Raw genomic sequence first — 19700 nt, forward strand, 5'->3', positions numbered from 1 at the left:
CGGCTAATCGACCAAAGGCCCCCGGATGTCCAAGAATCATCTTCAGATTCACCCAAGTCCCAAGCTCATGGAGAGCATGCGGGCATTGGGTTACACCTCAGACGTCGCGGTGGCAGACATCGTCGATAACAGCCTGGATGCTGGCGCCAGTTCTATCGAAATTCGTGGCGACGTCAGTGACGATCCAACCTGGATATGGGTCTCTGACAATGGCCATGGCATGACACTCAACGAGATGGTGGAGGCTCTGAAGCTGGCCGCTGTCTCGAGCGTGGATGCTCGAGGTGACCATGACCTAGGACGATTCGGTTTAGGCCTGAAGACTGCCAGCTTCTCTCAGTGTCGGCGTCTTACGCTTGTTTCGAAGCGCGACGGTGCCACCAACGGCATCCGGTTCGACCTTGACGAGTTGCGGGAGTCCGAGGACTGGTCTGTAAGGCAACTGGATGAAGCGGAGTTGCGCGAAGTTCCGGGGTTCGAGGCGTTCTCGGAGCAACAGTTCGGCACTCTGGTGTGCTGGGAGAAGCTTGACCGACTAATGGAAAGCCGTTCCCAAGGGGCAGAGGGCATGGGCGAGGTGATTACTGAACTGAGGTCACACCTTGGTTTGACGTTTCATCGCCTGATGGCGCCCGAGGACCAGTTTCGCGCACGGCTCTCCATCGTCTTGAACGGGCGCGCCATTCAGCCTGTCGACCCCTTTCTGCGCCACAATCGCGCTGTAGAGATGACGTCTCCTGAGGTTATTAAGATCGGAAATGATGTAATAAAAGTACAGGCTTTCACCTTGCCTGATTCCTCGAGGATTACGGGTCCAGATGCGCAGCGCAAGGATCTACGAGATGGAATGTTCGCCGCCCAAGGGTTCTATTTCTACCGAAATAGGCGCTTGATCAGCCATGGGGGATGGGCTGCCATCGGAGGGCGGCGGGACGCAACCAAACACAGCAGGATTCTCGTGGATCTTCCCAATTCCACGGACGACCAGTGGCAGCTCGACGTCATGAAGAACAAGGTCGTGCCCCCCGCATCGGTGCGTCGTCAGTTGATGAGGTTCTACGAAGTGGGAAGTAGGAGAAGTGGTCGGATCATTTCCTATCGTGGCCGACGAGTCTCTAATCCAGATGTTGAATATGCATGGATCCCGGTAACGGAGCGCGGGGGTTTCAGATACGAACCCAACGTTGAACACCCGGTACTTGACGATGCTTTAGACGATCTCTCATGTGCTCAGCGGAACAAGGTAGTACTGGCTATGAAACACCTAGGACTCTTGATCCCGTACGGAGACATCAGGCGTCGAATGTCCATAGAGGACGAGATGCCAGCTCGCGATAATCAGGATGCCCTCATCCAACATGCGCGAGACGTTGCCGAAGCCCTAGAGCTCAATTGGCAGGATCCACAGTCCGTCAAGGACGTCCTGAAGCAGGTAGAACCATTCGCTGGACGTAGGGATCTTGACCAAATCATTACTCTGGCGGAAAGACCCCGCTGAAAGCTGGACTTAACGGAAGGATTCTCAGAATGGCCCGACACGCGACGGAAGTGGCTAGTGCGAAGAGGTTCAAAGATCAGCAAGGGTACAGCGAGCTAACTTCACTTGTGCACGCTTGGGTTGACAACAAAGTCGATGGTGGGGCACCTTCCGAAGATGAGCTTCGCGTCAAGGTCGAGAGACTGGCGGCGGTTGTCGACGACCTCGCCAATGTTCCTGCATCTGAGCTATCGGGATTCTTGGATGCGGTTACCCGGGAGCTCCTCACTCAGGTGAATACGACCCAAGAGATCGGGGAGGCAGTTGCGTCTCCCGATTATTCTCCCTGGATCAAGGAGCGGTGGGCCCAAGACTCCTCCGACTGGAGCTTCTGGAATACCTACAAGCGTCTGCTGCAAGTGGAAGATCGTCCAAGCAAGATGATCAGGACACTAGAGGACGACGTGAAGAACATCCTAGACCTGGCGGGCGATCCGACAGTTGAAGGCCAGTGGCATAGGCAAGGACTGGTCATGGGAGATGTTCAGTCAGGCAAGACATCCAATTTCATCGGTCTTATGAACATGGCCGCAGATGCTGGATTCGGCCTCTTCATTGTCGTCGGAGGTCACACCGAGGATCTACGCTCCCAGACTCAAGAGCGTGTTGACGACGGCTTCATCGGTAGACGGTCATTCGATATCGATACTCGCAACCAATCGCACCAGCAGCTTCGTGGCGTCGGAAAGATTCGTAGGCGAAATCAGTCCGTCATCTCCGGCACGACAGTGGAGTCGGACTTCGTTGCGAAATCTGATCGAACTCAGCTTGGAGACCTGGACAGCAGCGTCACCGCTCCTGTCGTCCTCGTCGTCAAGAAGAATTCAAGAATTCTGGAGAAAGTTGCGGCCTGGCTCAAGACAGCGGCAGGTGGAGGGACCTTGTCGACTCCCCTCATGTTCATCGATGATGAATCGGATTACGCCTCAGTAAATACAAATAAAAAAGACCAAGAAGAAGCGACGGCAGTGAACAGGGCTATTCGCAGCATTTTGGACACGTCCCAGCGAACAAGCTACATTGGATTCACTGCAACACCGTTTGCTAACGTTTTAATTAACCCCGACGCTGAAGGCGATTTATTTCCGCATCATTTTATTTATTCACTGTATGCACCTAGCAACTATCTTGGCGCTCAAACATACTTTGGTGAAGATTCCAGCGAAAAGTATGCAAGAAACGATGTAAAGGACGCGGAGAAGGCATTTCCATTTCGCCATAAATCTACACATAAGGTCTCAGAGCTTCCAGGTAGCCTGGAGCAAGCTATCGACGCCTTCATCATCGCCTGCGCTGTGACCGATATCGAGACTGGGGCGAGGGCGCCTCGATCCATGCTCGTCAACGTGAGTCGGTTCCGCGAGGTTCAATCACAGGTCCACAAATTGGTGGAGGATCATCTGGCGGCGGTCGTGAGTGTTATTCGCAATATGACGCCCGAGTCTATCGAAGGGCTCGAGGGGCCAGTCTTGTTGCAACGCCTGCATAAGTCGTGGTTGCGGGAGTATTCGACGACCGGTTGCACCTGGGCTGACATTGCGAGTGTTTTGCCGGACGCCGTTGAGGCTATAGAGACCGAATTGGTGAACGGGGATACAGCCAAGCAGCGGGCGCAAAGCGCAGAAGTTCGAGCGCGAAGCCAGAATGACCTTGGACGCCGATCTATCGCGGTCGGGGGAACGATTCTTTCGCGTGGGTTAACACTCGACGGACTGGTGATCAGCTATTTCTATCAGCGGACGCAACTCTCTGATACTTTGCTGCAAATGGGTCGCTGGTTCGGATATCGGGACGCATACAAGAGCCTAGTGCGCATCTGGCTTCCACTTGAAGTGATGAATTGGTTCTTGTTCACCGCAGACGCCCTCGCAGAGATTCGACGAGACGTGAGCGTGATGCGACAGGCACGGATGACGCCTCGTGAGTTTGGACTAAAGATCCAGAAGCACCCAGAGGCCCTCAAGGTCACTGCGGCGAACAAGATGCGTCACGCCGATAAGGCGATCGTAGATCTGTCATTTGACCGGCAATCGGTCGAGACAACGACGGCAGCGATCGATAAAGCGTCCACTCGAAACAATAGGAGTGCGCTATATGACCTTCTGTCTGGCTGTGAAGGAGAAGTTGACGATGTTAGCGTTTCCGCCAGCCGACGTTTTGTGGGTGCAGCCTCACATGTCGCTTACTCCAATGTCGGGCGTTTGGTCGTCGAAGACTTTATTAGGTCGTTTGTTCCCGGATCGGGGGACGCTAACTTCGCTAGAAACTCGGAGGGGGCGTCGTTCATCTCGGAGTACGTGAGATCGATGGATTCCGATGTCGGTGAACGCTGGGACGTCGCCCTGATGTCAGGTCTAGGATCGCCTGTCGAAGTGCATCCGGAGATTATGCGAATTTCTGGAACCAAGAGAAACAAGGTAAGCAAAGTCGAAGGAGATCATCCCTACATTGAATTCTCTCAACGGCGTGTCGCATCAGGGGATAACTTGTACGACATTGCCCAGAATCTTAGTAATGGATCAAGATTTCGATGGGATGAAAGGATTGCTGCTCGATCGTCGACGAGATCAGGTTATCCAAAGACGCATTATAACTCTAGCTTGAAGCTCGGAGAAAGCGATATTTGTGCTGTTATTGATCGTCCTATTTTAATGATCTATATAATCGAGTCAAATCCGCTTGCCACTGACCAGAGGTCGGACCGTGCATATATCGATCCTGAAGATTTTGTCCTGGGGCTGAAGTTAACGTTCCCCGCGCTTCGGAAATCGGACGGATCCATGCGTGAGGGTCGCAAGAAAACGCAGTACATTGTCAATCGTGTTTGGATGCAGGAATCAGGTTTGGCCAGAGAGGGTCAACTCCAGGGAGTGGTGGGAGACGATGAGTGAGGTCGGAACACCGTCCCTCGACTGGTTCGTCGACCAGGCTAGGGAATTGCGAGGGCACGGCGTCGGAGTCGGCAAGCGTGTCGACGCGGAATCTCTGAGCCTACGTTTCCAGAGTTTCGGTAGGAACCGCGTAGGTCTGCGTGTCGCGCTGGAGGCACGTCCGAAAGTCTCGACGACACTGCAGCTAGTGCGTTGTGATGTGCGAAGAGTGGGGAACGGTTGGGTCCTGGACGTGGTCGAGCGTGAACCGGGCTCGTCAGAGCAGGCTGCACCATTCTTCCGGGATCTGGCACGACGACTCGGGCGTGCAACTCAGGACTCAGCGCTCGTGCATGTGGATTCCACATTGCGGGCATGGAGCACGGCGTTCGCCGCGCGTCGTGATCTGCTGACCGATGAAGAGATCATCGGCCTTTTCGGAGAACTCGAGATTCTTGGCGTCCTCCTCGATCGGGGCCTTGCAGGCTCAGAGCCTATTCCTTCTTGGACCGGACCTGGGGGGACGGATCATGACTTCACGTTGACAGGGCGCTTCCAGATTGAGTGCAAGGCCACTGCGCCGCATTCCGAGAGACTTCACATCAGCAACGAGCATCAGCTCGAGTCGAAAGACATGCCGCTGTACCTAGCTTGCGTCAGGGTCGCCATCGTCGACAACAGCCATTCTGGAACCACGTTGCCAGAAGCTGTGCAAGAGATCGAATCGAAACTGAGTGATGACGGCTCCGTTCAGTTGTTCCACCAGAAACTGGAGGCCTTGCACTTTGACCGCTTGGATCCGAGGTACGAAGACATTCCCATAGAGCTGACCTCTGTCGAGTACTACGAAGTTCGGGGAGGAATCTCTCGTATCGTGCCCTCAGACCTGCGCGCCGGGGTCTCCCACGTCAAATACCAGATACTCACCAAAGACCTGGCCGGATACAAGCTTCCAGAACTGCCATACGCGCCCATTGCGAAGAGGATGTGATCATGGATTTACCCCAGTTCCAGGCTGGTCTGCTCAACGACGGAAGAACCCGAGCGGAGGCGGACCTGACCACTTTTGAAGAGGCCATCGGTCTCGTTCTATGTGATCTTCTCGAGGAGCTGGAGATAGTTCACGACCTGCAGATATTCCACGCACGCACCAGGGGAGTGAGGAACCGACAGCTTGCAGTCGAGGCGGTCGGTGAGGATCCGGTTGACGGGACCACGTCTATTGTCGTGGCTCTGAATACACCAGAGCTCGGTGCTTCGTTGTTGAAGAGTGAGATTGACCGCGCAGTAGGTGGAGCTGAGCAGTTCGTCAGACTCGCAATAGCCGGCGACCTGCAAACTCACCTGGAGGAGAGCTCTCCTGCCTACGAACTGGCGGAGTACCTTCGCGATCGGTCGCAGGACACAGACCGATACCGGGTCGAACTGGTCAGCAACGCAAGTGCCACAGCGAGTGTGAGGAAGCTGTCGTTTGAACCCGCGACGATCGGCAGTGCGACGATGACCTTCCGAGTCTGGGACGCTGCACGCCTGCATAGCACAGTCAGTTCCAGCTCACAGCGTGAGCCGATCGAAATTGTCCTGGGGGACGAAGGAGAGGGAGTGCCCTGCGTCCACGGCGGGACCACGGAAGACGGCATCAAGACCTACCTCTTCACGATTTCGGGCAGCCACCTCGCTTCCATCTATGACGACTTCGGTTCCAGGGTCCTCGAATCCAACGTGCGCGGCTTCCTGAGTGCCCGAGGAAATGTGAACAAGGGCATCCAATGGACGCTCAACAACGACCCGGACATGTTCCTCGCCTTCAACAACGGACTTACGACCACGGCCACAGATGTCACGCTCGAACAGCATTCTGGTGCGCTCCGACTCAAATCTCTGAAAGATTGGCAGATCGTGAATGGGGGCCAGACGACGGCCTCGATGTGGTACTTCGCCAATCAGAACAAGAAGCGAAACCCTGACAAGCTTACGAATCTTGATGCGGCCTCAGTTCAGGTGAAGCTTGTAGTGGTCGATGACGAGCGGGCATCGGAGATCGTGCCCGACATTGCTCGCTACGCCAACAGTCAGAACAAAGTCAACCTGTCGGACTTCTCCTCCAATTCACCCTTCCAGAAGCTGTTGGACCGCCAGAGCCGGAACGTCCTTGCGCCCTCCCAGGAGGTCCAGTACGACACCCGGTGGTTCTACGAGAGGACCCGCGGAGCATACGAGAATGCACGTGCTCGAACATCTGGGGCACGCGTCCGGGAGTTCGAGGCTCACAATCCCAAGAGTCAGAAGTTCGACAAGCTTGAGGTCGCGAAGATCGAGAACATCTGGAGGTTCGCGCCACAGATCGTCAGCAAGGGCGCACAGTCCAGCTTCCTGCACTTCTCAGAGTTGATCGCCAAGGAATGGAATCGTGATGAGTCCCAGTTCAACGACGCCTATTACCGGGATCTCATCGCCCGCTTGATCCTGTTCCGCAGCACGCGCAGCCACGTGCAAGAGGCGCCGTGGTACACGACAGGTTACTTGGCGAACATCGTCGCCTACGGGATGAGCAAATTCCTCTACGACCTCCAGGACATGTTCGAAGAGCACCTGATCGATCTGGGAGCCATCTGGCGAGAGCAGTCCTGCGACGCGCGTGTCATGGAGAACATAGACGTCGCGTGTGAAGCTGCTCGCGAGCACCTCACGCGCGCCGACAGGCCTCAGGAAAACGTCACGCAGTGGGCCAAGCAGGACCTCTGCTGGACAAGCTTCCGCGACACTCCTCTCGAGTACTTTGAAACTGCAGAGGACGTAGTCGTCTCAGAGTCGGAACGCGCAGTAGAGATCGCGGAAGCCAAGCAGGAGCGCGTCGAAGAGTCGAAGCTGCTGGGCTACTTCGAGCTTTTCAAGCTTGATCCAAAGACCTGGTCTGCACTCAGAGAGTTCACCGGGCAGAGTTTTGCACTGTCAGAGAAGGAGACCGGCGTCCTGCGTGCCATGGTCACAAAGAACTACGTGACGGAATCCCAGGGAAAGGTCCTGTCATCACTTCTGAAGAAGGCTGAGAAGGAGGGCTTCCGGGCCTGACCAGGATTGGCCAGGATGGCGGCAGACTGGGTCGGGGTCTGTTAAATGGGTTGTGACGAGGCGTACGCCGCATCGAAGAACGCCCGCTCGATCGCCACAATCCGCTTCCACCGTGCCGTCAATCGCGCGCCGTCGTCGGACTCCAGCGGCGGGGCCACTCGGTTGAGCTCGTCGATCAGGAACTGGGTCCAGGCCCGGAACTCATCGCCGCGGTGCAGGTCGATCCAGCCTCGATGTTTCGGGGCCTCAGGCAGCGGCAGATGGCGCTGGCCCCAATCCAGGTACAGCCACTCCGCGATCACCAGCACCACCAGCAGGTCCGCGTAGTCCCGGGACCGCGCCACCTCCCACATGTGTGCGATGAACTCCGCCGTGGGGGCAGCGAGCGGCGGGCTGACGACATCTGCAGCCGGTACGTCGAGCTCAAAGAAGCTCTGCTGGAAGTACCCATCCTCATCCGCGGCGAGCATCCCCGGCTGCGCGGCGAAGCGCAGTCGGGCCGGCTTGGAATCGGTGGTGGCCACGCAGGCGCCCAGCATCGCCACGAAGGCATCGAAGAACTGGTAGTCCTGCACCAGGTATCTGGCCAGCACTTCGTCGCTGAGCGTCCCGGCAAACAGCTCCTCGACGAACCGGTGATGCACCGAGGCATCCCAGTCCTCGGCAGTGGCCAGCCTCAGCTGCCCTGCGAAACTGTCAGCGGCGACGTCGGCGGTGGTGAACGAGGTGGGGGAGCTCATGGGCTCAGCCTACTCACCCCGCACAGCCCCCTTCAGCAGCGTGAAGCGGTCAGATCGCGAGCCGCGGTGCCTTCATCTTCCGGGTCAGGTGGATCGCGTAGAGCGCCACCACCACACCCAGCACGGCGGCACCTGCACCCACATAGCTCGGGGCGCGCAGACCCATCTCAGCCGCGATCACCTGACCGCCCACCAGAGCACCCAGGGCATTCGCGGCGTTGAACGCAGAGTGGTGCAGCGAGGCCGCGAGCTGCGGAGCGTCCGGGGCGGTGTCGATCAGGTGGGTCTGCATCGACGGGCCGAGGGCGCTGGCGGAGACGCCGACCAGGAAGAGGAAGATCAGCATCAGCACCGGGATGTGCGCCGTGTAGGCGAAGAGCACCATGAACACCGCCACCAGCGCCATCGCGATCACCACGGTGCCCAGCACGGACTTGTCCGCCGCCCAGCCGCCGACGAAGTTGCCGACCACCATGCCGGCGCCGAAGAGCCCCACGATCCAGGGCAGCGAACTCTCGCTGAACCCGGTGATCTCGGTGCTGACCGGGGCGATATAGGAGTACAGCGCGAACATGCCGGAGAAGCCGACCACGGCGAGCATGATGCCCACCCAGAGCCGCTTGTTCTTCAGGCCCTTGATCTCGGAACGCATGGTGGCCTTGGCCGGCGGCATCTGCCGCGGCGCATAGCGCGCCACGGCGGCCATGGTGATCAGCGCCAGCACGATCACGGAGATGAACATCCAGCGCCAGCCGAACTGCTGACCCAGAGCGGTCACCACTGGGACGCCGAGCACATTGGAGATCGCCAGACCACCCAGAACGACGGCGATCGCACGGCTGCGCTTCGCGGGACCAGCCATCTGGGCCGCCATCAGGGCCGCCACCGCGAAGTAGGCGCCGTGGGGCAGTCCGGAGAGGAAGCGGGCGAGCAGCATGGTCTCGTAGTTCGGGGCGAAGAAGCTCAGCACATGGCCGAAGACGAAGACCCCCAGCAGCAGCAGCGCATAGGACTTGCGCTCGCGCTTGGCACCCAGAATGGAGAGGATCGGCGCACCGACCACCACGCCGATGGCATAGGCGCTGATCAGCATCCCAGCCTGCGGGATGGTGATGCCGAGATCGGCCACAGCCTCGAGCTGCAGCCCCATGATCGCGAACTCGGTGACACCGACCGCGAACCCGCCGATGGACAGCGCCACGATGGCAAGCGCCACCTGTCTGCGCGTGTATCGAGGCTCGGCTGGTGTCGCGCGCGGTGAGGTCGTGCCCGCTGAGGTCTGGTCCGCCGTGGTCATATCGTCATCCTGTGCTGCAGCCGGTCGAGGAAGGGGTGCACCTGTCAGAGCGCGCGTGGAGCCTGCCGAATCCGGGAAGCCGGGAGAAGACACTCACCCGACAACTGCGCCGCGGTGGGGATCATTCCCGGATCGGCGCAGCACCTCGACGTTGAGGGCCTGACGTGCAGGGGTCCTGAACATGCGGCCCCTCGACGGTGAGCGGGTCGAGCCAGGAGATTCAGGCGGACGGTGGGCGCAGGCCCGGATGCCGCTGGTAGATCGAGCTGTCCCCGCGCTCTGCCGCGTCGGGGGAGGCCGCCGAGCTGGCAGACTCCGGAGAGTCTGGCGAATCAGGAGACGCCGGGGAATCAGGAGAGTCTGGTGACTCAGGGGAACCGTGCGAGCCCCCTGAGTCCGGCGCTGCTGGCTGTGCGGACTCCACTGGCTGTGCGGACGCCACCGACTGCGCCGAGGCGGGGGACTGGGCCGAGCGCGCGGACTGCGCGGAGGAGGCCGAGGCTGAGGACACCGCGGAGCTGGCCGAGCCGGCCGCGGGGAAGAAGTGCTTCTCCTTCGCCCGACGCTCCGAGGCCTGATCCGGGTGGATCGGGAGGTCGCTCTCCTCCTCATCCTCGAAGATCATGTCGGGGATCGGCTCCTCGGCGGGAGCCTGCTCCGTGACCACCGGGATCGAGCCGGTGGGCTCCTCCCTGATCACCGGGATGGAGCCGGTGGGCGCATCCCCGGGCAGCGGACGCGGCGCGAACGCCGGGACCTCTCCGGTGGCGTCGGTACCTTCGGTGATGTCTTCATGGCTGGTCGTCCCGGAGGCAGCGGCGTCGGTGATCACGGCGGGCTCGTCGTCGTCCTCGCCGGAATCGGCCCACTCGCCGGTGTCCGCCACGGTCGCCGCCGCACCAGCACGGGCCACGGGACGGGAGTCTTGGACCTCGGCGGGCGCGGCGGGCTGATCGCCGTCCACGGGGGTCAGCGCGATCGGCTGTCCGCCGTAGGTCTCGATGTCCGTCTTGAGCTGCTCCAGCAGACTCCTGGCCTCGGCGATCATCTCCGGGTTCTCGCTGGAGTGACCGCGAACCAGCCACTGGGCCAGGGCGAACTCCGCAGTCAGCGCCGCGCGGCGCATCAGGTGCTCGTCGACCTCGCCGGTGCGATGGCGTCGGTAGGCTGCGAGGACCTTCTCGGTGAACTCCACGTCTCCTGCGGCGGTGAGCCAGGCGAAGTCGTCCGCCGGATCCCCGCTGTGCAGGTCGGTCCATCCGGTGACCGCCATGACGCGCTTGCCTTCGATCAGCAGCGAGTCCTCGTGCAGATCCCCGTGCGTGACGGCGGGGGTGAAGCGCCACAGCTCGCGATCCTCCATGGCATGCTCCCAGCGGCGCAGCAGCAGCGCCGGGATCTCCCCGGTGGTGGCGGCCTGGTCCAGCTCGTTGAGCCGACGCTGGCGGTAGCGCTCGGCGGAGTACCGGGGCAGGTCAGCGTTGTCCACCACGGCCTCGTCGAGATCATGGATCGCGGCGATGGTGCGACCGATGTCCTCGATGACGGCCTGCGGCTGCGCAGCGAGCTCGCTGAGCTGCAGCGACGTGCCGGGCAGGTGGTTATAGACGAAGGTGCGCATCTCCCCGCGGCGGACAGCGCCGGCGACGGAGGGCACCCGGAAGGGCAGCTCGGCGCGGATGCCGGTGGAGAAGCCGCGCAGCACCTGCAGCTCGGTCTCCAGACGCATCGCCGCTTCCTGATGCTGGGGAGATCGGATCCTCCAGCGGTGACCTTCAGAGTCGATGACGACGGCGGACGTGAAGTCGCGGGCGCATCGGCCGCCGCGGCCACGCCGGTAGGGGAGAGGCCCGGCACTGCCGCGGTCGCCAGGGCCGCAAGTTCCATCGATGTCCATCGCACGAGGACCAGCGTATGGGGTCAGAGCCCATCGGTGGCGCTGGGCCACGCTGAATTGATGAAATCACGCGTGATTGGCGCGCCGAGCGGGGTCTGGCTGCGGAGCTCCCCACTCTCCACACAGGTCCTGCAGGTGCTCGCCGGGGTCCGTCGGCCCGGTACGGTGGAGGTATGCATATGCACCCCCGGGATCCTGGTGAAGGACTGCTCGTACTGCCCCAGGACGGGGCCCGGATCGACCGTCTCGACGCCCAGCGCAAGCGCCCCGAGTGGCTCAGCGAGATCTGGTCCACCCCCGGCACCCGGGTGCTGCGCCTCCACGGCCGCCGCGCCAGGCTCAGTGGAAACCGGCTGGAGTATGAGGAGGCCACCGGGCCGCTGCCCGAGAGCGCGGTGGCGCTCGGTGCCGTGGATCCCGCAGAGCTGCCCGACGGGGTCGCCAGCAACCGCCGTGGCGCGGCTGCGCCGGTGCACGTGGTGACGGTGGCGCACCCGAAACCCGCCGATGACGCCGCTGCCGCGGGGACCACGGGAACCACCTGGGCAGACCTCGCCTTCGCCGGATCCCAGCTCACCCCGCTGGACGCGGCCCTGCTCACCCAGGCGCTGGCGATAACCGCCTGGCACGCCCGCACCCCGTTCTGCGCCTCCTGCGGGACCCCCACCGAGGTGGAGGTCTCCGGCTGGCGCCGCACCTGCCCGAACTGCGGGGCACAGACCTTCCCGCGCACCGATCCCGCCGTGATCACCGCCGTGCTGGACTCCGATGACCGGATCCTGTTGGGCTCCGCGCACCGCTGGGAGACTCACCGCTATTCCACCTTCGCCGGGTTCGTCGAGGCCGGGGAGTCGGTGGAAGCGGCACTGGCCCGGGAGATCGAGGAGGAGGCCGGCGTCGTCGTCTCCGACATCCGCTATATGGGCTCACAGTCCTGGCCCTTCCCGCGCTCGCTGATGCTCGGCCACTTCGCGGTGGCCGCCGATCCGCATGTGGCGCGCCCCGACGGTGACGAGATCCGCGATGTCCGCTGGTTCACCCGCCACGAGCTCGCCGAGGCCGCGGAGGCCGGGGACGTGACCCTGCCCACACGCTCCTCGATCTCCCGGGCGCTGATCGAGCGCTGGGCACGGGACGTTGATCAACCGCGGCCGCCGACGCCCGACCGGTTGCCGGCACCCGTTCGAACGACGGCTCGCCGCGTGCCGCCGCGACCGGGGCTGCGGCCAACGGAGCCGCCGCGACCGAGGCCGCCAACGGCCGGCCCGCTCCGCGAGGACAGCAGCGCCGATGAGACAGCCCGCCTTCACCTCCAGCTCCTCCACCGGACACGCCCTCTCCGCCACCCAGCTGGCCGCCGCTCCGCCCGAGGCGATCCTGGATGGCCTCGACGAGGAACAGCGCCTGGCCGCCTCCACGCTGAAGGGCCCGCTGTGCATCCTCGCCGGGGCCGGCACCGGCAAGACCCGGGCCATCACGCACCGGATCGCCTACGGCGTCCGCGCCGGGGTCTATGACCCGCACCGGCTGCTGGCCGTCACCTTCACCGCCCGCGCCGCCGCCGAGATGCGCTCCCGGCTCAGCGCGCTGGGCGCCCCCGGGGTCCAGGCGCGTACCTTCCACGCCGCGGCGCTGCGCCAGCTGCAGTACTTCTGGCCGGTCGCCATCGGCGGGACCATGCCGCAGATCCTCGATCACAAGGTCCGGCTGCTCGCCGAGGCCGCACGCCGACTGCACGTGACCACCGACCGGGCCGCGCTGCGCGACCTCGCCAGCGAGATCGAATGGGCGAAGGTCTCCACGCTGACCCCGGAGTCCTACCTGGAGGTCGCCACGGCCGAGGGCGCCGGCCGGCCCGCGCCCGGGGGAGTGGACCACCGCACCTTCGCAAAGCTCTACCAGTCCTATGAAGACGTGAAGCTGGACAAGCATCTGATCGACTTCGAGGACGTGCTGCTGCTCAACGTGGGCATCCTCGAGGACGACGAGCGGGTCGCCGCCCAGGTGCGACAGCAGTACCGCCACTTCGTGGTCGACGAGTACCAGGACGTCTCCCCGCTGCAGCAGCGGATGCTGGACCTCTGGCTGGGCGGACGGGAGGAGATCTGCGTGGTCGGCGATGCCGCGCAGACCATCTACTCCTTCACCGGCGCCACCCCGGACTACCTGCTCGGCTTCAAGCGCCGCCACCCCGAGGCGAACCTGGTCAAGCTGGTCCGTGACTACCGCTCCACCCCCGAGGTGGTGAAGCTGGCGAACTCGCTGCTGGCCGACCGCACCCGGGAGACGGTGCGGCTCACAGACCCGGCGCCCTGGCCCGAGCCGCTGCAGCTGATCTCCCAGCGTGAGCGCGGCCCGGTCCCGAAGCTGATCCAGCACGCCGATGATGACACCGAGGCCGGATGGATCGCCTCCGAGATCAAGGCGCTGCAGGAACAAGGCGTGCCGCTCTCCGAGGTCGCGATCCTCTACCGCACCAACGGGCAGTCCCAGGCGTTCGAGCAGAGCCTGGCCACCGCCGGGATCTCGTATCAGCTCCGCGGCTCCGAGCGGTTCTTCTCCCGCCGCGAGGTCCGCGAGGCGCTCGCTGCTCTGCGCACCTCCTCGCTGGTCGACGACGCCGGGGACGCGGTGTCTAAGAGCGTGCGCGACATCCTGTCCTCCCACGGCTACTCCGCGAAGGCGCCTGAGGCCACCGGCGCGGTCCGGGAACGCTGGGAGTCCATGGCGGCGCTGGTCGCACTGGCGGACCAGCTCTCCACCGAGCGCGAAGACTTCACCATGCGCAGCTTCATCTCCGAGCTGGAGGAACGTTCCGCCGCGCAGCACGCCCCCACCGTGGAGGGCGTCACGCTGGCCTCGCTGCACTCGGCCAAGGGCCTGGAATGGGAGGCGGTGTTCCTCGCCGGACTCTCCGAGGGGCTGATGCCGATCACCTTCGCCAAGACCCAGAAGGAGGTCGACGAGGAGCGCCGGCTGCTCTACGTGGGCATCACCCGCGCCCGGAAGTTCCTCTTCCTCTCCTCCGCGGCCTCCCGGCACACCGGCGGCCGGGGTCGACGCACCCCGTCCCGGTTCCTGCGCCCGCTGCGCAAGGAGATGGGGATGGAGGAGCCCGGTCGCAAGATCATTCCCGCGGGAGGGCCGAGCCCGAACGCCCCAGGGCGCAAGAAGAAGGCCTTCACCTGCTCCACCTGCGGGAAGGTCCTCACCAACGGCACCGAGGTCAAGCGGCGCCGCTGCGAGAGCTGCCCCGCCCGCTACGACGAGGCGCTCTTCGAGAAGCTGCGCGCCTGGCGGAGTGACTACGCCAAGGAGCTCGAGGTGCCCGCGTTCGTGATCTTCACCGACGCCACCCTGGAGGTCATCGCCGAGCGCAGGCCCACCTCGGACGAGGCGCTGCTGAAGGTCCCCGGCATCGGTGAGCGCAAGCTCGAGAAGCACGGCGAGCGGCTCCGCGAGATCCTCAACGAGATCTGAGGCCCGGATCCGGCCGCTGAGCCGGAGGCTCATCCGGAGGCGCACCGCTGAGGAGTGCTATTCGGCGAGCATCCCGGCCAGCAGCGCCGTCTGCGGGGCGACCCCGGAGATCAGCAGGTGCTCGTGCCAGGCGTGGGGTCCCTCGCCGACTGCTCCGAGACCGTCGAGCACCGGCAGCCCCAGGGCCGAGATGAAGTTCGCGTCTGAGGCCCCGCCGACCATCCGGGGACTCAGCTCGCGGCCCAGGCCGGCGGCGATCTGCGCGAGCCGGGCCATCGCGGCCTCCGAAGCCGGGGTGGGATTCATCGGCGGACGGTTGGCATCGACCTGAAGCTCCAGGCGCAGCCGGTCATCGGAGCGGTAGGGCTCGGGCAGGGTGAGCGCGCGCAGCGCATCGGCGACCCGATCCTGCTCCGCGGTCTCAGTGACACGCACATCGACCAGGCACTCCGCGCGACCGGCGACCACGTTGCGCCCGGTCCCGCCCTGCAGCGTTCCCACATTCACGGTGGTGCCCCGCTCCGGGGCTGCCAGCGCGACGATCTCGGGCACCAGGACCGCCAAGGCGTGCACCGCGCTGGCCCCGTTCTCCGGCTCAAGCCCGGCATGGGCCTCCACGCCGTGGACCGTGATGTCGGCGAAGACCATGCCCTTGCGCCGGTCCTTCGGCTGGCCGCCGGCGCTGGGCTCGGGGACCAGGGTGACCCGGGAGTCCTTGGCGGCGGCCTCGATGACCGGTCGTCCCGCCACCGAGCCGATCTCCTCATCCCCGGTGAGCAGCAGCCTGACGGGGGCATGCGCGATCCCTGCCGAGCGCAGGGCCAGCACCGCCCAGATCGTCTGCACGATCCCGAACTTCATGTCCAGCACCCCGGGACCGGTCAGCCGGTCTCCGTCGATGCTCATCGGCCACACGCTCAGCGTGCCAGCCGGCCAGACCGTGTCGTAGTGGCACACCGAGGTCACCGGCGCCTCCGAGGTCACCGGAGCTGCGGCGTCGTCGGCCGCCGCGGGAGCCCCGGGCCAGAGCAGCTCAAGCGCATCGCCGTATTCGCCCCCTTCAGTGCGCGCCTCATGGCTCGGCTCGCCCAGCCGCTCGATCGCCAGTGCGCGGATCTCCGTCAGGCCTGCGTCGAGCAGGGCCTTGTCCTGGCTCGGGGTCTCACAGTGCACGATCCTCCTGAGGTCCTCCAACACGTCCTTCAGGTGCTCGGTGATGAACGTCTGAATCTCCAACAGCTGGGCAGATGTCAGCACGGCCGTGTCCTCGCGGGTCAGGTGCTCAAGGTCCATGGGTCTCCTTCATCGATGTGAACAGGTGCAGTGATCTGGTCTGGCCAGACCGGGATGGTGGGGTCAGCGGACCGGAACGCCAGGCCCCAGTGGAATCCCGATCGCGAACCAGAGCATGAAGAACAGGAACCAGGACACGAGCAGAGCGACGGCGACCGGGAGTGTCAGCGAGACGAGGGTGCCGATCCCGGCCTTCGGGTAGTAGCGCTGCATATAGCCCAGGACCAGCGCGAAGTAGGGGCTCATCGGCGAGACGATGTTGGTGGGGGAGTCCCCGATGCGGAAGAGCATCTGGGTGACCTCCGGGGAGGTGCCCACGAGCATCAGCATCGGGACCAGCACCGGGGCCATCAGGGTGTACTGCGCGGAGCCCGAGGTGATCGCGAAGTTGAACGTGGCGACCAGCAGCACCACCCCGGCGAAGAGCACTCCGGCGGGCAGGTCCAGCTGTTCCAGCACCTGGGCACCCTCGATGGCCAGCACCGTGCCCATATTGGACCAGCCGAAGTAGGCGATGAACTGCGCGGCGGCGAAGAAGAGCACGATGACCCCGGAGAGCTCCTTGATCGAGCGCGCCATCAGTTCCGGGATGTCGCTGGGCCGGGTGATGGTGCCGGCCTTGATCCCGTAGGTGATGCCCACGACGAGGAACGCCAGAGCGATCGGCACGGCGACGTCGGTCAGCAGGGCAGACTCCAGGACGTCGGAGCCCTCACCGCGGAAGGGTGACATCGGCAGGAACAGCAGCGAGAAATAGGCGACCAGGAAGACCCCCAGGGCGACCAGCGAGGCCTTCAACGCAGCGACCTCGCGGCGGCTGTAGGTCAGCAGCTCGGCGTCGTCGGTGATCGCGCCGTCCTGTGCACCGTCCTGGGCGCGCTCGCGTCCTGCCGAGAGCACCGCGGTGGCGGCGCCTCCGGCGGCGTCCTCCTCGTGACGCATGCGCTCGGTCATCTTCACCAGCAGCAGCTCGGTCACCAGGGTGACCACGATCGCCAGGACGATCGCGGAGGCCGCAGAGAAGAAGTAGTTCGCCACCGGGGAGACGACGTAGTCCTCCTCGATCAGCTGCGCGGCGGAGGTGGAGATCCCGGCCAGGAGCGGATCGCTCGCGGTGATCAGCAAGGAGGCGTTGTACCCGGCCGAGGCCGCACCGAAGGCGACCACGGCGCCCAGGACCGCGGAACGCCCGCTCGCCTTGAAGGCGGCTGCGGCCAGAGGGATCAGGATCACGTAGATCGCATCGGAGGCCACCGACCCGGTGACCCCGGTCAGCGCGACGGTGAAGGTCAGCCATTTGCGCGAGACCCGGGAGACGATCACCCGGATGGAGGCTCCGATGAGTCCTGAACCCTCCGCGACCGCGACGCCCAGCATCACCGTGATGATCAGGCCCAGCGGCGGGAACGTCACGAAGTTCTCCACCGCGTCGGTGAGCATGCGCTGGAAGCCCTCGGGATTGAGCAGGCTCTGGACGGCGATGTACTCCCCGTCGGCGGGGTTCTCCGCACCCAGGCCCGTGGCTTCGAGGATCGCGGAGAAGACGACCACGACGACGGAGAGGATCACGAAGAGCCAGAACGGGTGCGGCAGCAGGTTCCCGACTCGCTCGATCACCCGTAGCAGACGAATCAACACCCCCGCTCGGCGCTCCTCGCCGGGACGCGAATCCTGTTCCTGAAGAGTCTTCTCGGTCATCTGCTTCCCATCTGCCCACTCCGGGAACAGAGAGGCGTCGTGGTCGGGGCCGGGCAACGAGCGGTCAGTCTAATTCAGTCGACATCTCGTCGACATTGCCCCAAAAGTCCCCAGTCTCGGTGGCCTCGGCGTGCCATCGAGGCTCAGTCCGGTGCCGCGGCACCGCACCGGCACTGCGATGAACCCCCTGGTCAGGGCTCAGTCGGCGTGGCGATCTGCCCAGCTGACCCCGGCCAGGAACGCGTCGGCCTCCTCGGTGCGCGGGTACTTCGCGATGAGCGCCTTGAACTCCGGTCCGTGCCCGGGCTCGATCAGGTGCGCCAACTCGTGGACCAGCACCGAGTCCTGGACCCAGACCGGCATCTCGCGCAGCCGTGCCGAGAGCCGGATGGTGCCGGTGGTCGAGGTCGTGGAGCCCCAACGCTGGTGCTGCTGGGTGGACCAGCTCACCGCCTGCGGCTGCGGGACACCGTCGAAGTACCGGGTGGAGAGCGCGCGGGCGCGCTGCGCCAGTTCCTCGTCGCTGCGCGGCCGCCGGGCCGCCCGGCGGCTGAGCTTCTTCTGGAACGCCGGCGTGATCTTCGATCTCGCGCTGACTCAGCCGCACCGGGACCCGCAGACGCAGGGTCCCCGCGACCTGATCAGCGGTGATGGTCCGGGTGCGCCGAGCCGAGCGCACCACCAGCACCTGCTGGCCGTCCACCGTGATCTCTTGCTGTTGCTGTTGCTGTTGCTGAAGCTGCCGCGACGCCATGCCCAGGAGCCTAGCCCGGCCCAAGACTGTGGAAAACTCCGTCGGCGGATTCCAACCTTGACACCATGGGTACATGTTGCCGGGGACAGTGCCAGGGGAGTGGAGTCAGGCCTTCGTGCTTGACGCGCGCACCGTCCAGCTCGGCGCAGGGGCGCAGGCGGTGCGGATCATCGGCCCGGCGCAGCAGACCCTGAAACGCCTCGGAGAGGCCCGGACCGCCGGCGGGATCGTCGAAGCCGCCGCCGCCCCCGGCACCGCCGAGCAGGGGCTCCGGGTACGGGCGCGGCGTCAGCTGGCGGCGGTGTTGATCGACGGGCTGCCCCGCCCGGGCGCGCTGCTCGCCGAACAGCTGGCCCGGCTGCCGCTGGGTCTGCTGCTGCTGCGCGACGATCACCCGGTGGACCGGGAGGACGTGGCGGATGGGTATCCGGCGGCGGCCGTCGGTCAAACCCGCGCCGGAGCGGTCCGGCGTTCCTGCCTGCGGCAGAACCCCGAGATGACCGTGATCACCTGCTCGGTGCTGCCCCCGCAACCACCGGCCACACCGGAGGCCGCCGCCCCCGGGCTGCCGCAGGAACCGGTGGACATCCACGTGACTCTTCGCAGCGCGCGCCGTCCGACCCGGCGCGACTCTGCGCCGCCGCCGCCCGGCCGGCTGGTGCTGCCGGTGGTGCGCCACCTTGAGCAGTGGCAGATCGGACCGCTGCTCAGCCGTGAGCGCGGACCCTGCCCGCAGTGCTTGGAGCTGCACGGCCACCGCATCCGACCCACATCTGGACGGCGGCGCAGGCCGCGCTCGCAGAAGAGGCCCCGATCGAGGAACGGAGCAGCTTCTTCGAGGAGGACCTCGGTTTCGCCGGGCATGCGGCACCCGCGCAGGAATCCGCTGCGGCGGTGGTGGCGAGCCTGCTGGCGCGCGAGATCCAACTCGTCATCGATGGGCAGTTCATGCCGCAGACCGCGGCGCGCAAGATCGGGCTCGGCGCCGCGACCGGGTGGCTCAGCCTGGAGCCGGTGACCGCGCATCCGGAATGCGAGTGCCGATTGCGCACTCCTGGACCA

At 64.3% G+C, this 19700-nt stretch carries 13 protein-coding genes; 7 read left to right on the plus strand and 6 right to left on the minus strand.

Annotated features, from left to right (window positions below):
• Positions 1 to 25 precede the first annotated feature (25 nt).
• From BG28_RS01735 to BG28_RS01750, 4 genes are read left to right on the plus strand one after another with little or no spacing between them, the layout of a single operon-like run.
• Positions 26 to 1498: an ATP-binding protein gene (locus tag BG28_RS01735; protein WP_084479314.1), complete on the plus strand. Its 1473-nt coding sequence runs from the start codon at positions 26 to 28 to the stop codon at positions 1496 to 1498.
• A 29-nt stretch (positions 1499 to 1527) separates the two neighbouring features.
• Positions 1528 to 4428: a Z1 domain-containing protein gene (locus BG28_RS14715; protein ID WP_084479315.1), complete on the plus strand. Its 2901-nt coding sequence runs from the start codon at positions 1528 to 1530 to the stop codon at positions 4426 to 4428.
• Positions 4421 to 5398 (plus strand): PD-(D/E)XK motif protein, encoded by a 978-nt coding sequence (locus BG28_RS14040; protein WP_084479316.1) that lies wholly within the window; start codon positions 4421 to 4423, stop codon positions 5396 to 5398. The genes BG28_RS14715 and BG28_RS14040 overlap by 8 nt, the downstream gene beginning before the upstream one ends.
• Before the next feature lie 2 nt (positions 5399 to 5400).
• Positions 5401 to 7479 (plus strand): AIPR family protein, encoded by a 2079-nt coding sequence (locus tag BG28_RS01750; protein ID WP_036473654.1) that lies wholly within the window; start codon positions 5401 to 5403, stop codon positions 7477 to 7479.
• Positions 7480 to 7520: 41 nt separating this feature from the next.
• On the opposite strand, the gene BG28_RS01755 is transcribed toward BG28_RS01750, so the two are convergent.
• The 3 genes from BG28_RS01755 to BG28_RS15255 all read right to left on the minus strand — a co-directional run bounded on the left by BG28_RS01755 (position 7521) and on the right by BG28_RS15255 (position 11245).
• Positions 7521 to 8219 (minus strand): TenA family protein, encoded by a 699-nt coding sequence (locus tag BG28_RS01755; RefSeq protein WP_051500818.1) that lies wholly within the window; start codon positions 8217 to 8219, stop codon positions 7521 to 7523.
• A 49-nt stretch (positions 8220 to 8268) separates the two neighbouring features.
• The gene (locus BG28_RS01760) at positions 8269 to 9516 is read right to left on the minus strand and encodes an MFS transporter (protein WP_036473656.1); all 1248 of its coding nucleotides are present in this window, start codon (positions 9514 to 9516) and stop codon (positions 8269 to 8271) included.
• A gap of 220 nt (positions 9517 to 9736) precedes the next feature.
• Positions 9737 to 11245: a phosphotransferase gene (locus BG28_RS15255; protein WP_051500819.1), complete on the minus strand. Its 1509-nt coding sequence runs from the start codon at positions 11243 to 11245 to the stop codon at positions 9737 to 9739.
• A 341-nt stretch (positions 11246 to 11586) separates the two neighbouring features.
• On the opposite strand from BG28_RS15255, the gene nudC reads away from it, so the two are divergent.
• Together nudC and BG28_RS01775 are read left to right on the plus strand one after the other, a co-directional pair.
• Complete coding sequence (gene nudC, locus BG28_RS16020; RefSeq protein ID WP_084479317.1) at positions 11587 to 12930, plus strand: NAD(+) diphosphatase; 1344 nt, start codon at positions 11587 to 11589, stop codon at positions 12928 to 12930.
• Positions 12818 to 14893 (plus strand): ATP-dependent DNA helicase UvrD2, encoded by a 2076-nt coding sequence (locus BG28_RS01775; protein ID WP_235180926.1) that lies wholly within the window; start codon positions 12818 to 12820, stop codon positions 14891 to 14893. The genes nudC and BG28_RS01775 overlap by 113 nt, the downstream gene beginning before the upstream one ends.
• A gap of 57 nt (positions 14894 to 14950) precedes the next feature.
• On the opposite strand, the gene BG28_RS01780 is transcribed toward BG28_RS01775, so the two are convergent.
• From BG28_RS01780 to BG28_RS14050, 3 genes are all read right to left on the minus strand, one after another.
• Positions 14951 to 16186 (minus strand): M20 family metallopeptidase, encoded by a 1236-nt coding sequence (locus BG28_RS01780; protein WP_084479319.1) that lies wholly within the window; start codon positions 16184 to 16186, stop codon positions 14951 to 14953.
• A 63-nt stretch (positions 16187 to 16249) separates the two neighbouring features.
• A complete protein-coding gene (locus tag BG28_RS01785; RefSeq protein WP_036473723.1) occupies positions 16250 to 17884 on the minus strand; it encodes an AbgT family transporter in 1635 nt (544 codons plus the stop codon).
• A 198-nt stretch (positions 17885 to 18082) separates the two neighbouring features.
• On the minus strand, positions 18083 to 18463 hold the full coding sequence (locus tag BG28_RS14050; RefSeq protein WP_084479320.1) for a M48 family metallopeptidase: 381 nt from the start codon (positions 18461 to 18463) through the stop codon (positions 18083 to 18085).
• Between the two features lie 290 nt (positions 18464 to 18753).
• On the opposite strand from BG28_RS14050, the gene BG28_RS15260 reads away from it, so the two are divergent.
• Positions 18754 to 19656 carry a hypothetical protein gene (locus BG28_RS15260; RefSeq protein WP_161634780.1) on the plus strand — a complete coding sequence of 301 codons (903 nt, stop codon included), beginning with the start codon at positions 18754 to 18756 and terminating at the stop codon, positions 19654 to 19656.
• The last annotated feature ends 44 nt before the right edge of the window (positions 19657 to 19700 follow it).

The sequence above is a fragment of the Nesterenkonia sp. AN1 genome, assembly GCF_000582475.1.
In the GTDB taxonomy this organism is placed as follows: Bacteria; Actinomycetota; Actinomycetes; order Actinomycetales; family Micrococcaceae; genus Nesterenkonia; species Nesterenkonia aurantiaca.

Bases quoted from the DNA above. Each gene is read 5' to 3' on its own strand.
- BG28_RS15255 (WP_051500819.1), bottom strand. From the start codon at position 11,245: ATGCGTCTGGAGACCGAGCTGCAGGTGCTGCGCGGCTTCTCCACCGGC.
- BG28_RS01760 (WP_036473656.1), bottom strand. From the start codon at position 9,516: ATGACCACGGCGGACCAGACCTCAGCGGGCACGACCTCACCGCGCGCG.
- BG28_RS01750 (WP_036473654.1), top strand. From the start codon at position 5,401: ATGGATTTACCCCAGTTCCAGGCTGGTCTGCTCAACGACGGAAGAACC.
- BG28_RS01755 (WP_051500818.1), bottom strand. From the start codon at position 8,219: ATGAGCTCCCCCACCTCGTTCACCACCGCCGACGTCGCCGCTGACAGT.
- BG28_RS14715 (WP_084479315.1), top strand. From the start codon at position 1,528: ATGGCCCGACACGCGACGGAAGTGGCTAGTGCGAAGAGGTTCAAAGAT.
- BG28_RS14040 (WP_084479316.1), top strand. From the start codon at position 4,421: ATGAGTGAGGTCGGAACACCGTCCCTCGACTGGTTCGTCGACCAGGCT.
- BG28_RS01780 (WP_084479319.1), bottom strand. From the start codon at position 16,186: ATGGACCTTGAGCACCTGACCCGCGAGGACACGGCCGTGCTGACATCT.
- BG28_RS01735 (WP_084479314.1), top strand. From the start codon at position 26: ATGTCCAAGAATCATCTTCAGATTCACCCAAGTCCCAAGCTCATGGAG.
- nudC (WP_084479317.1), top strand. From the start codon at position 11,587: ATGCATATGCACCCCCGGGATCCTGGTGAAGGACTGCTCGTACTGCCC.
- BG28_RS01785 (WP_036473723.1), bottom strand. From the start codon at position 17,884: ATGACCGAGAAGACTCTTCAGGAACAGGATTCGCGTCCCGGCGAGGAG.